General features: G+C 69.0%; 10 protein-coding genes and 1 pseudogene. 9 read left to right on the top strand and 2 right to left on the bottom strand.

What is annotated here, in order from left to right; translation table 11 throughout:
- Positions 1-12: 12 nt before the first annotated feature.
- Positions 13-756 (bottom strand): N-acyl amino acid synthase FeeM domain-containing protein, encoded by a 744-nt coding sequence (locus ACFDR9_RS11580; protein WP_017875496.1) that lies wholly within the window; start codon positions 754-756, stop codon positions 13-15.
- A 297-nt stretch (positions 757-1,053) separates the two neighbouring features.
- The gene (locus ACFDR9_RS11575; RefSeq protein WP_409031088.1) at positions 1,054-1,677 is read right to left on the bottom strand and encodes an XrtA/PEP-CTERM system exopolysaccharide export protein; all 624 of its coding nucleotides are present in this window, start codon (positions 1,675-1,677) and stop codon (positions 1,054-1,056) included.
- Positions 1,678-2,081: 404 nt separating this feature from the next.
- On the opposite strand from ACFDR9_RS11575, the gene ACFDR9_RS11570 reads away from it, so the two are divergent.
- From ACFDR9_RS11570 to xrtA, 9 genes and pseudogenes are all read left to right on the top strand, one after another.
- Positions 2,082-3,611: an XrtA system polysaccharide chain length determinant gene (locus tag ACFDR9_RS11570; protein WP_409031087.1), complete on the top strand. Its 1,530-nt coding sequence runs from the start codon at positions 2,082-2,084 to the stop codon at positions 3,609-3,611.
- A 74-nt stretch (positions 3,612-3,685) separates the two neighbouring features.
- The gene (locus ACFDR9_RS11565) at positions 3,686-4,675 is read left to right on the top strand and encodes an XrtA-associated tyrosine autokinase (protein WP_409031086.1); all 990 of its coding nucleotides are present in this window, start codon (positions 3,686-3,688) and stop codon (positions 4,673-4,675) included.
- Positions 4,659-6,224 carry a TIGR03016 family PEP-CTERM system-associated outer membrane protein gene (locus ACFDR9_RS11560; RefSeq protein WP_409031085.1) on the top strand — a complete coding sequence of 522 codons (1,566 nt, stop codon included), beginning with the start codon at positions 4,659-4,661 and terminating at the stop codon, positions 6,222-6,224. The genes ACFDR9_RS11565 and ACFDR9_RS11560 overlap by 17 nt, the downstream gene beginning before the upstream one ends.
- Positions 6,225-6,233: 9 nt before the next feature.
- Positions 6,234-7,403, top strand: a complete 1,170-nt coding sequence (gene wecB / locus ACFDR9_RS11555) for a non-hydrolyzing UDP-N-acetylglucosamine 2-epimerase (protein ID WP_409031084.1) — start codon at positions 6,234-6,236, stop codon at positions 7,401-7,403.
- 3 nt (positions 7,404-7,406) lie between these two features.
- Positions 7,407-8,255 (top strand): XrtA system polysaccharide deacetylase, encoded by an 849-nt coding sequence (locus ACFDR9_RS11550; protein ID WP_017875490.1) that lies wholly within the window; start codon positions 7,407-7,409, stop codon positions 8,253-8,255.
- Positions 8,252-9,313, top strand: coding sequence for a FemAB family XrtA/PEP-CTERM system-associated protein (locus ACFDR9_RS11545; RefSeq protein ID WP_017875489.1), 1,062 nt, complete (start codon positions 8,252-8,254; stop codon positions 9,311-9,313). The genes ACFDR9_RS11550 and ACFDR9_RS11545 overlap by 4 nt, the downstream gene beginning before the upstream one ends.
- A gap of 3 nt (positions 9,314-9,316) precedes the next feature.
- Positions 9,317-10,087, top strand: a pseudogene (locus ACFDR9_RS11540) (TIGR03087 family PEP-CTERM/XrtA system glycosyltransferase); the annotation flags it as partial.
- 71 nt (positions 10,088-10,158) lie between these two features.
- Positions 10,159-10,539 carry a glycosyltransferase gene (locus ACFDR9_RS11535; RefSeq protein WP_409031083.1) on the top strand — a complete coding sequence of 127 codons (381 nt, stop codon included), beginning with the start codon at positions 10,159-10,161 and terminating at the stop codon, positions 10,537-10,539.
- Positions 10,536-11,660 carry an exosortase A gene (gene xrtA / locus ACFDR9_RS11530; protein WP_409031082.1) on the top strand — a complete coding sequence of 375 codons (1,125 nt, stop codon included), beginning with the start codon at positions 10,536-10,538 and terminating at the stop codon, positions 11,658-11,660. Before ACFDR9_RS11535 ends, xrtA begins: the two co-directional genes overlap by 4 nt.
- Positions 11,661-11,673: the final 13 nt, after the last annotated feature.

The following is an 11,673-nucleotide window of genomic DNA, read 5'->3' as shown; positions in this document are numbered from 1 at the left end:
TGTGGGGCCCGCTCAGTTACGGCCATCCTTGAGGCGCTCGGTAATGCCCGGCTCGTCCCAGGTCGGAAAGAAATACGGATAGAACGAGCGCTCGCCGCCGTGCAACTCCATCAAGCCGCCATACTTGCGGATCTGCTCGCCCATGTACGCCAAGTCAAGCCGCAGCAGCACGGCCGGCGCGCCCACCCGCGTGCACTGGCGTTCGCCGCCGAAGTCCTGGAAGCCGAGCATGCGTTTGTAAAACACCACGTGGCGCGGATTGACTTCGATCACATAGTCGCTGTAGCCGTGGATATTGTGGGCGTAGATGTAGGAAATATGGATCAGGGCGGCGAACACGCGCTTGGTGACGCCCTTGTCGATGGCCAACCGCGACGGCTCGCACAGGCGCCGGCCCTGCTCGCGCAGCCCGTCGAGCTTGTCGCGGAAGTTCTCGTCGGCCGGCAAACCGGTGTCATCGTCCAGGCACAGCGTCATGGTACCCACGGTCGCGCCTTCGGTCTCGGCAAACAGGGTGATCTTGTTGAGCGCGTGGCTGGCGCCCGGATCCACCGCATAACCGCGCCAGCCGTACATTTTCTTGATCAGCAGGCTGGCGGCCTCGCGCCTGCCACGCGAATTGGCCATGCGAATATTGAAACGTTGCTGGTCCAGGTTGTGCTCGAAAGCGGGATCGACGTTCCCTTCGCCGACCACCAGATCGCTCAGGGCGGCGGCAGTCTCGAAAGAGATGATGGGTTGGTCCTGGTGGCGCATCTTTTCTCCTCACATGGTGTGGCGGCAAGCCGCCCCGGAAAGGAAAGGCGAGCTGAACCCAAAGCCATGTGACATCGGAAAAGCGTGGAAAGTTCCCAGATTTTGAAAATAGTTATCCGCGCGGACGGGGGGATTGTCGCAGTGGAAAGCGTCAAAGTTGCGCCGGCCCAGGTGTTTCCCACACAAACGCCGGCACGGCGCCGCCGGCGCCGAATATCAGCGAAAAACCTTCTCGACGGCAAGGTTAAACAGCCGGGTACGCTTGAAACGCCGTGTGGGACGCCCCTCACGCGCCGCCTAAAAGAAGCTTTCCGGGATCAAGAGCACGTCGCCCGGGCGCATCGACACGTTCGCCGAAATATCGCCGTTCTTGAGCAAGTCGGCCAAGCGCACCGGCAGCGTTTGCTGCTTGCCGTCCTTGACGCGGATGATGCTGGCCTTGTTGCCGGCGGCGAATTCGGTGATGCCGCCGACCGCGATCAGCACGTCCATCAGCGACATCCCGAGGCGGTACGACAGCGCCTGCGGCTTGGCGGCCTCGCCGATGACGCGGATCTGCTCCGAGTAAGGGCCGACGAAACCGGTGACGATGACGGTGACCACCGGCTGCTGGATGAATTTCCCCAGCGCCTTTTCGATGTCGCGCGCCAATTCGCTCGAGGTCCTGCCGCTGGCCTGCAAGTCCTCCACCAGCGGCGTGGTGATTTTGCCGTCCGGGCGCACCGCCACCGTCAGCGACACCTCGGGGTTGCGCCAGACGATGATATTCACCGAGTCGCCCGGCCCGATCAGATAGTCGCCGCTCGGCGGCGGCTCCTCCGGCGCCGCCGTGGGCGCGCGCGTGGCGCAGCCATCGAGCAGCCCGAGCGCGAGTGCCGCGCCGACCAGGTTTTTTGCGAACTCACGCCGTTGCAGTTTCATGGATGCCCCTTTTCCGATAATGGATCGAACCTCGGCGCGTCGATAAGCACCGGCCCGTCGGCGCTGCCTTTTTTATTCGCTCGCCAACGGCCACCTTATGCCGCGCCGGCGCGGTTTGTTTTGATACGAACGACACAAACGCCGGTTTTTATATGATTCAGAAGATGCTCCCCGCCGCTCTTGACATGCATCAACAAGGCCACAGGTTCGACGGGATTCACCCGGGGCCGGCCATATACTTTGTTCACAACCGGCCAATTCGGCCGGTGCGCGCAAGCCGATTATTCTGCCATTTGACCATTCACGTTCCAGGCGCAATCCGGCGCCGGCCGCGCTGGCCGCCGAATCGGCCAGGCGCGCGCTTACCAGGCCTTGGAAACTGAATACCCTCGGGAGACTGCAGCATGGAGGAATTGATCGAGCAGTTAATAGCCAGCTTAAAAGGGATATGGAAATACCGCTGGCACGCCGTCATCGCCGCCTGGCTGGTCGCCGTGTTCGGCTGGATCAAGGTGGCCAGCATGCCGGACGACTACCAGACCACGGCGCGCGTCTTCGTCGACACCCAGAGCATCCTCAAGCCCCTGCTGCAGGGCATGACCAGCGTCCCCAACGTCGAGCAGCAGGTGTCGATCATGAGCCGCACCCTGCTCAGCCGGCCGAACGTCGAGCGGGTCATGCGCATGGTCGACCTCGACCTCGACGCCAAGACCACGCGCGACCACGAGCAGCAGCTCGACGAGCTCATGAGCCGTATCAAAATCGGCGGCACCAATACCTACGACATTTACACCATCACCTATAACAACAAGAACCCGAAACTGGTGCGCGACGTGGTCCAGTCGCTATTGACGATCTTCGTCGAAGGCAGTTTCAAGGGCAAACAGGGCGATTCGCAAAAGGCGGTCAAATTCCTCGACGAGCAAATCCGCAATTATGAACAAAAGCTGGTCGCCGCAGAGAACCTGGTCAAGGATTTCAAATTGAAAAACACCCTGCTGCTGCCGCGCCAGGGCATCGATTACGGCAGCCAGTTATTAATGGCGTCGGACAGCCTGAATAACGCCAAGCTTGAATTGGTCGAGGCCGAACAGGGGCGCAACGCCATCCACAGCCAGATTTCCGGCGACGAACCGGTGCTCGACCTGGAAACGAGCGTGGCGGTGATCGACAATCCGGAAATCGACGGGCGCATCGCGGCGCTCAACAAAAACCTCGACGCGCTGCGCATGCAGTACACCGAGGCGCATCCCGACATCATCTCCACCAAGCGCCTGATCGCCCAATTGCAGGCGCGCAAGCTCGACGAGGCCAAGACGCGCTCGGCCGGCGCCGATCCCGGCAAGAATTACAGCCCAATGCTGCAACAGTTAAAGGTGGCGCTGACCGAGGCCGACGCCCGCGTCGCGTCCTACAAGGCGCGGGTGCACGAATACACGACGCGCTACGAGCGCCTGTTGGCGCAAAGCACCGCCGTGCCGGAGGTCGAATCGCAACTGGCCCAGTTGAACCGCGACTATCTGATCAACAAGGACAACTACGACAAGCTGCTGGGCCGGCGCGAGGTCGCCAAGCTGTCGGGCGATCTCAGCTCGACGACCGAGATGATGACCTTCAAAATCATCGACCCGCCGACGGTGCCGTTCCGGCCGATCGGCCCGAACCGGCCCTTGTTGTTGAGCGTGGTGCTGGCCGGCGCGCTGGTGGCCGGCGGCGCCGCCGCCCTGCTGGTCAGCCAGATCCGTCCGACCTTCCTGAGCCCGGGCCAGTTGCGCGAGGCCACCGGCTTGCCGGTGCTGGGCACGGTGTCAATGAACTGGACCGATGCCGAAAAGGTCAAGCGCACGCGCGACAAATACGGCTTCGGCGCCTGCGTGGTCGTGCTGTTCGTGCTGTACGGCGGGGTCATGTCGACACTGCTGCTCAAATTCTAGGCGCCGGCCGCCGCGGCGGCGTCGTTGGCAGCACCGCGGCGCCGCCGGCGCGCGCAACCATCGCATGAGGTGACATGGTGAGCAAATACGAACAGTCCGCCCCCGGCGCCCGGCCCGAGCACGCGCCGGCCGACACGCTCGACGCCGCCGCCGGGCCGGTCCCGGCGACCTGTGTCCCGGTCGCCAACGCGGCGGCGGCCGCGCCCCAGGTGGCCGAGGCGCGCGCGGCGTACGGCCAGGACACGCCCGCCGCCATGGCCGGACCGGCCGCTGGCGCGGCCTTGGACCCGGCGCTGGAGTCCGCCCTGCGCGGCGCCGCCGAGCCGGGTGCGGCGGCGCCGGCCAAGTACTGCGAGATCAACCTGGCGCGGCTGCAACAACTCGGCATGGTCACCCACGATGGCGGGCGCACCTCGGTGGCCGAGGATTTCCGCATCATCAAGCGGCCGCTGCTGCGCAACGTGCGCGGCGGCGGCAGCGTCGGCCCGATCAAGCACGGCAACCTGATCGTCGTCACCAGCGCCCTGCCCGGCGAGGGCAAGACCTACTGCGCCGTCAACCTGGCCATGAGCATCGCCATGGAGATGGACATCACGGTGCTGCTGGTCGACGCCGACGTGGCGCGCCCGTCGGTGCTCAAGGTACTGGGCCTGGGCGCGCAGCCCGGCCTGATGGACCTCCTGCTGAGCGACAAGCTGGAACTGTCCGACGTCATCATGAAAACCAACGTCGCCACGCTGAGTATCCTGCCGGCCGGGCGCAGCAACAAGCACGCCACCGAATTGCTGGCCAGCCGCACCATGAGCGCGCTGCTGGCCGACATCGCCAGCCGCTACGCCGACCGCATCGTCATCTTCGACTCGCCGCCGCTGCTCATCACCAGCGAGGCCAACGTGCTGGCGGCGCAGATGGGCCAGGTGGTGCTGGTGGTCGAGGCCGAAACCACCACCCAGCACGCGGTCAAGGAGGCGCTGCGGCAAATCGAGGGCTGCGCCCACGTCAACCTGATCTACAACAAAACCCGCGCCTTTCCCGGCGGCGACTACTATGGCTATTACGACTAGCCAGCGGCGGCCGCCACCGCGGCGCCCGAGCGCCGCCGCCCCGACCGCGCTGGCCGTCGCGCTGGCCGTCGCGCTGGCGGCGCCGCCGCGCGCCGGCGCCGCCGACTGGAGCGTGGTGCCGGCGCTGCGCCTGAGCGAGGGCTACACCGACAACGTCCTGCTGGCGCCGGCGCCCCAGGCCAAGGACGACTTCATCACCGAAATTTCGCCGTCCGTGGTGGTGCGCGGCCGCAGCCAGCGCCTGCGCGTGGACCTGGCCTACCGCCTGCAACAATTGTTCTACACGCGCCGCGGCGACCGCACCGAGCACCAGTTGCAGGGCGACGCCAACGCCGAGCTGCTGGAGGACTGGCTATTTCTCGACCTGCGCGCCAGCGTCGGCCAAAACAGGCTGTCGGCCTTCGGCCCGCAGCCGCTCAACAACGTCGCCGCCGACACCAACCAGAGCACGGTGCGGGCCGGCCGCGTCAGCCCCTATCTGCGCCACCAGGTGCGCGGCGTCGGCAGCGCCGAGCTGCGTTACGCCCACGAACGGGTCGGCAACGGCAGCGAGCTGCTCACCGTCGCGACCGACGAACTGCTGCTCGACCTGGTCGGCGACACCGGCGCCGGCGGCCTGGGCTGGGAAGCCCACCTCGACCGCCGCGAAACGAGCGCGCGCCAGCGCGAGACGGTGCGCATGGACAAGGCGACGCTGTCGCTGCGCTACCATCTGAGCAGCCGCGTCGGCCTGTTCGCCAGCGCCGGCCACGAGGACGCCGGCTACCGCCCGGCCGGCGGCGCCGCGTCCAGCGGCGGCTTCTGGCTGCTCGGCGCCAGCTGGTATCCGTCGGCGCGCAGCAGCGTCGCGCTCAGCGGTGGCAAGCGTTTTTTCGGCAACACCTACGCGCTCGACCTGAACCACCGCAGCCGCCACACCAGCTGGTCGCTCGGCTACCACGAGGACATCAGCAGCACGCCGAGCGAATGGCTGCGCCTGTCCGACAGCGCCACCGCGAGCATGCTCAACCAGTTGTGGCGCGGCGCCATCCCCGACCCGCAGCTGCGCCAGCAGCGCGTCGACAGTTTCGTGCGCTTCTCGCAATTGCTCGGCCCGGACGCGGGCGCCGTCAACTACTTTAGCCAGCGCTACTTCCTGCAGCGCCGGGCCGCGCTGGCGATGGCCTCGGCGACGGCGAAAAGCACGCTGGTGCTGGGCCTGACGGCAACCCGCCGCAGCGCCCAGAGCAGCGGCGGCATCGACAGCGCGCTGCTGCCGGCGATCGACTTCGCGCTCGAGGAGCGCACCCGCCAGGTCGCCGCCAACGCCGGCTGGAACTGGCGCCTGTCGGCGCGCAGCAACGTCAACGTCAGCGCCGCCTACGCCACCGTCACCTCGCTCAACGTCGGGCGCAAGGACAGCAACGCTGCCCTGAGCGTCGGCCTGAGCCGCCAGCTGCAGCGCAAGGTCAGCGGCACGCTCGAACTGCGCCGGGTGCGCCACGCCAGCAACCGCGGCGGCGACTACCGTGAAAACGCCATCAACGCCAGCCTCAACTTCTTGCTGTAGGAAACCGCCATGAGCCACCGTACCCCGATCCCGCCGCACATCGTCTGCGTCATCGCCGCCCGTCCCAACCTGATGAAGATGGCGCCCATCCTGGCCGCGCTGCGCGAGTTGCAGCCGGCGCCGCGGCTGACGCTGGTTCATACCGGCCAGCACTACGACAACGCCCTCAACGAACAGCACTTCGCCGCGCTCGGCATGGCCGCGCCGGACCTGAACCTGGACGTCGGCTCGGGCAGCCACGCGGCCCAGACCGCCGAGGTGATGCGCCGTTTCGAGCCGGTGCTCGAGCGCGACCGTCCCAGTGCCGTACTGGTGGTCGGCGACGTCAACTCGACGCTGGCGTGCGCGCTGGTGGCGGCGAAAAGGGGCGTGCCGGTGCTGCACGTCGAGGCCGGGCTGCGCAGTTTCGACCGCAGCATGCCGGAGGAAATCAACCGGCTGCTGACCGACCAACTCTCCGAGCTGCTGTTTACCAGCGAGGCCGGGGCGCGCGACAACCTGCTGCGCGAAGGCATCGCCGCCGAGCGCATCCACTTCGCCGGCAACGTCATGATCGACACGCTGCAGCGCCAGTTGCCGCACGCGGTGCCGCTGGCGGAGACGCTGCGGCGCTACCGCTGCCAGCCCAACGCCGGCGCCCACGCGGTGCTGACGCTGCACCGGCCCGCCAACGTCGACCAGCGCAGCCGCCTGAGCGGCCTGCTGCACACCGCCTCGACGCTCGGCGCCCGCGTCCCGGTGCTGTTCCCGCTGCACCCGCGCACCCGCGCCCGGCTCGACCAGTTCGGTCTGAAAGACATGCTCGACCCGGCCCGCGTGGTGCTGCTGCCGCCGCTGGGCTACCTGGAAATGCTCGGCCTGATGCGCGACGCCCGTCTGGTGCTGACCGACTCCGGCGGCATCCAGGAGGAGACCACGGCGCTGGGCGTGCCCTGCCTGACGCTGCGCGCCAACACCGAGCGCCCGATCACCGTCAGCGAAGGCAGCAACACCATCGCCGGCCACGAGCCGGCGGTGATCCTGGCGCTGTGCGAGGCCATCCTGGCCGGCGGCGGCAAGCGCGGGCGCGTGCCGCGTTATTGGGACGGCCACGCCGCCGAACGCATCGCCGCCACCGTCGGCCAGTGGCTGGCGGCGCCGGCGCCGCGCGCCGAGCCGGTCCTGGCCGAGCAGGAGTGAGCGATGCCGACCCCCGCGCTGCGCAACGCCATGACCATCGACGTCGAAGACTACTTCCAGGTGTCGGCCTTCGCCGCCCACATCCGGCCGCAGGACTGGCCCGGCATCCCCGGCCGGGTCGAGGGCAACGTCGAGCGCATTCTGGCGCTGCTCGAACCGGCCGGCGTGCACGCCACCTTCTTCACGCTGGGCTGGATCGCCGAGCGCTACCCGGCAATGGTGCGGCGCATCCTGGCGCACGGCCACGAACTGGCCAGCCACGGCTATGCGCACCAGCGCGCCAGCGCCCAGAGCCGCGCCGAATTCGCCGCCGACGTCGGCGCCAGCAAGGGCATCCTGGAACAAATCGGCGGGCAAGCCGTGCTGGGCTACCGCGCGCCCAGTTTTTCCATCGGCGCCGCCAACCTGTGGGCGCTCGACACGCTGCAGCGCGCCGGCTACCGCTACAGTTCGAGCATCTACCCGATCCGCCACGACCACTACGGCATGCCGGACGCGCCGCGCTTCGCCTGCTATCCGAACGGCGCCGGCGGCCTGCTCGAGCTGCCCATCAGCACCGTGCGGCTGTGGCGGCGCAACCTGCCGGCCGGCGGCGGCGGCTACTTCCGCCTGCTGCCCTACGCGCTGTCGCGCTGGTGCCTGCGGCGCATCAACGGCCGCGACGGCCAGGCCGGCATCTTTTATTTCCACCCCTGGGAGCTCGACCCGGACCAGCCGCGCCCGCCGGGACTCGGCGTCAAAACGCGCTTTCGGCACTACCTCAACCTGCGGCGCATGGAACAGCGCGTGGGCGCGCTGACGCGCGACTTCCGCTGGGACCGCATCGACCGCATTTTCCTGGGGACGCCATGATCTTCGAGTGCCACCTGGCGGCGCCGTCGGCCATCACCGTCGCCACCCTCGAACCGGCCGGCGCGGCGCGCTGGGACGCCTTCGTGCAGCGCTGCCCGGACGCCACCTTTTTCCACCGCGCCGGCTGGCAAACCGTGATCGAACGCGCCTTCGGCCACCGCACCTGGTTCCTCTACGCCGAAGCGGACGGGGAAATCCGCGCCGTGCTGCCGCTGGCGCAGATCAACAGCATGCTGTTCGGCAATTCGCTGTGCGCGCTGCCGTTTTGCGTCTACGGCGGCGTCGCCGCGCAAGACGAGGCCGCCGCCGCCGCGCTCGACCAGGCCGCGCGCGCGCTGGCCGCCAGCCTGCGCGTCGACTACCTCGAATACCGCCACCTGGGGCCGGCGCGCCACCCCGACTGGCTGCAGTCGGACCTGTACGTGACGTTTCGCAAACGCCTGCACGCCCAGCCCGAGCACAACATGCTCGACATCCCGCGCAAGCAGCGCGCGATGGTGCGCAAAGGCATCGCCGCCGGCCTGCACAGCGCCGTCGACTACGACGTCCACCACTTCTTCGACGTCTACGCGGGCAGCGTGCACCGGCTCGGCACGCCGGTGTTCGCCAAACGCTACTTCGCGCTGCTGCGCCAGGTCTTCGGACGCGACTGCGAGATCATCAGCGTCTACCGGCGCGCCGAAACCATCAGCAGCGTGCTGGTGTTCTACTTCCGCGACGAGGTGCTGCCCTACTACGGCGGCGGCACCGCAACCGCCCGCAGCGTCGCCGGCAACGACTTCATGTACTGGGAGGTGATGCGCCGCGCCTGCCTGCGCGGCTACACGCTGTTCGACTTCGGCCGCAGCAAGGTCGGCACCGGCGCCTACGACTTCAAGAGGAACTGGGGCTTCGCGGCCCAGCCGCTGCACTACGAATACCAGCTGGTGCGCGCCAGCGCGCTGCCGCAGAACAATCCGCTGAACCCCAAGTACCAGCGCTTCATCCGCGCCTGGCGCCGCCTGCCGCTGGCGCTGGCCAACGGAATCGGTCCGCACATCGTGCGCTACCTGGGCTAGGCCATGGACGAGCTGCTGTTCCTGGCCCACCGCATCCCGTATCCGCCCAACAAGGGCGACAAGATCCGCTCCTTCCACATGCTGGAATACCTGGCGCGCCATTGCCGCGTCCACCTCGGCTGCTTCGTCGACGACCCGGCCGACCTCGAACACGCCGGCGCGCTCGGGGAGCTGTGCGCCAGCACCTGCTTCATCGAACACCATCCATTGGCGGCGCGCCTGCGCGGCCTCAAGGGCCTGCTGTACGGCCAGGCCATGAGCCTGCACTACTACCGCAACGCCCGCCTGCAGCACTGGGTCGACCGCCTGCTCGGCGGCGGCGCGGTCGGACGCGCGCTGGCCTTCTCCGGGCCGATGGCGCAGTACCTGGCGCCGCACGCGGCGGCGCCGGCGCTGCTGCGCCTGATCGATTTCGTCGACGTCGACTCGGAAAAATGGCGCCAGTACGCCGACGCCAAGGACTGGCCGCTGTCGCAGTTGTACCGGCGCGAGGCGCGCTGCCTGCTCGACTACGAGGGCGACGTCGCCGCGCGCTTCGACGCCGCCACCTTCGTCTCCGAGGCCGAGGCGGCGCTGTTCCGGCGCCGCGCGCCGCAGGCCGCCGAACGCGTCAGCGCGGTCCGCAACGGCGTCGACGCCGGCTACTTCTCGCCGCTGCGGGCCTACCCCAACCCCTACCCCGCCGGCGCCGCCGCGCTGGTGTTTACCGGCGCGATGGACTACTGGCCCAACGCCGAGGCGGTGCAATGGTTCGTCTGGCGGGTCTGGCCCTCGCTGCGGCAGCAATATCCCGACCTGCGCTTCTACATCGTCGGCGCCCGCCCGGCGTCAGCGTCACCGGCGCGGTGCCCGATATCCGCCCCTACCTGGCGCACGCGCGCCTGGCGGTGGCGCCGCTGCGCATCGCCCGCGGCGTGCAAAACAAGGTGCTCGAGGCGATGTCCATGGAAAAAACCGTGCTGGCCTCGCCGCAGGCGCTGGAGGGCATCGACGCCACCCCCGGCCAGGAACTGGAGCTGGCGCGCGACGAGGCCGAATTCATCAGCCAGGCGGCGCGCCTGCTGGGCCGTCCCGGCGCCGGCCCGCCGCAGGCGCCCGACCCGGTCGGCATGGCGGCGCGCCGGCGCATCCTGCGCGACTACGACTGGGACGCCAGCCTGGGCCGGCTGGGCGCCCTGCTCGGCCTGGAACCCGCGGCGCGCGCGCCGGCCGGGGCGCTGCCATGAGCGCCGGGCCGGCCGCCTTGCGCGCCGCGCCGGCCGGCGCCGTCACGCCGATCCGCCCGGCCCGGCCGGCGCCCCCGCCCGCGTTGACGCTGGCGCTGGCGCTGCCGGCCATCGTCGCGCTCTACCACGACAGCTTCTGGTCGATGCTGCTGCTGTGGTCGCGCTCGCAAACCTTCGCGCACGGCTTCGCCGTGCTGCCCATCAGCGCCTGGCTGGTCTGGCGCCAACGCGGCGCGTTGGCCGCCGCGCCGCAGCGCCCCAGCGCCGCCGGCCTGGCCCTGCTGCCGCTGCTGGGCGCGGCCTGGCTGCTGGCCGACCTCGCCAACGTCAGCGTCGTCTGCCAATACGCGGCCACGGCGATGCTGCCGGCCACCGTGCTGGCCGTGCTCGGACGCCGCGCCAGCGGCTGCATCGCCTTCCCGCTGGCCTACCTGCTGCTGGCGGTACCGTTCGGCGAAGTCTTCATTCCGCCGCTGATCGACTTCACGGCCCGCTTCACCGTCGGCGCGCTGCAACTGACGGGCGTGCCGGTGTTTCGCGAAAACAACAATTTCAGCATCCCCAGCGGCAACTGGTCGGTGGTCGAGGCGTGCAGCGGGCTGCGCTACGTGATCGCCTCGGTTGTGCTGGGCACGCTGTACGCCCACCTGAACTACCGCGGCGCGGGCCGGCGCCTGGCCTTCATCGCCGTCGCGCTGCTGCTGCCGATCCTGGCCAACGGCGTGCGCGCCTACCTGATCGTGATGCTCGGCCACTGGAGCGACATGCGCCTGGCGGCCGGGGTCGACCACCTGGTCTACGGCTGGATCTTCTTCGGCGTCGTTTCGCTGCTGCTGTACTGGGTCGCCGCGCTGTGGCGCGACCAACCGGCGCCCGGCGCCGCGGCGGCGCCCGCCGTCGAGGCGCCGGTGCGCCCGCGGCGGCGCCGCGCCAGCGCCGCCGCGGCGGCGGCCTGCGTCGCCCTGGCGGCCTGCTGGCCGTGGCTGGCGGCGTCGCTGCGCCAGCCGCCGGCCCGGGTGGCGGCGCCGGCGGCGCTGGGGGGGGGGGGGGGGGTTGGGGAGTGGGGGGGGGGGGGGAGACAGCGACCCAAAGGCCGAACGAGAAGAGCCACACACCTATAGGGGTTACGCCAAA

This window comes from Janthinobacterium sp. CG_23.3 (assembly GCF_046115965.1).
GTDB lineage: Bacteria > Pseudomonadota > Gammaproteobacteria > Burkholderiales > Burkholderiaceae_D > Janthinobacterium.
This window is presented reverse-complemented; position numbering and strand designations above follow the sequence as displayed.

What these genes read in the sequence shown, in the direction of transcription:
- ACFDR9_RS11560 (WP_409031085.1), top strand. Translation starts at nt 4,659, where the DNA reads ATGGCTATTACGACTAGCCAGCGGCGGCCGCCACCGCGGCGCCCGAGC.
- ACFDR9_RS11570 (WP_409031087.1), top strand. Translation starts at nt 2,082, where the DNA reads ATGGAGGAATTGATCGAGCAGTTAATAGCCAGCTTAAAAGGGATATGG.
- xrtA (WP_409031082.1), top strand. Translation starts at nt 10,536, where the DNA reads ATGAGCGCCGGGCCGGCCGCCTTGCGCGCCGCGCCGGCCGGCGCCGTC.
- ACFDR9_RS11575 (WP_409031088.1), bottom strand. Translation starts at nt 1,677, where the DNA reads ATGAAACTGCAACGGCGTGAGTTCGCAAAAAACCTGGTCGGCGCGGCA.
- ACFDR9_RS11550 (WP_017875490.1), top strand. Translation starts at nt 7,407, where the DNA reads ATGCCGACCCCCGCGCTGCGCAACGCCATGACCATCGACGTCGAAGAC.
- wecB (WP_409031084.1), top strand. Translation starts at nt 6,234, where the DNA reads ATGAGCCACCGTACCCCGATCCCGCCGCACATCGTCTGCGTCATCGCC.
- ACFDR9_RS11545 (WP_017875489.1), top strand. Translation starts at nt 8,252, where the DNA reads ATGATCTTCGAGTGCCACCTGGCGGCGCCGTCGGCCATCACCGTCGCC.
- ACFDR9_RS11580 (WP_017875496.1), bottom strand. Translation starts at nt 756, where the DNA reads ATGCGCCACCAGGACCAACCCATCATCTCTTTCGAGACTGCCGCCGCC.
- ACFDR9_RS11565 (WP_409031086.1), top strand. Translation starts at nt 3,686, where the DNA reads ATGGTGAGCAAATACGAACAGTCCGCCCCCGGCGCCCGGCCCGAGCAC.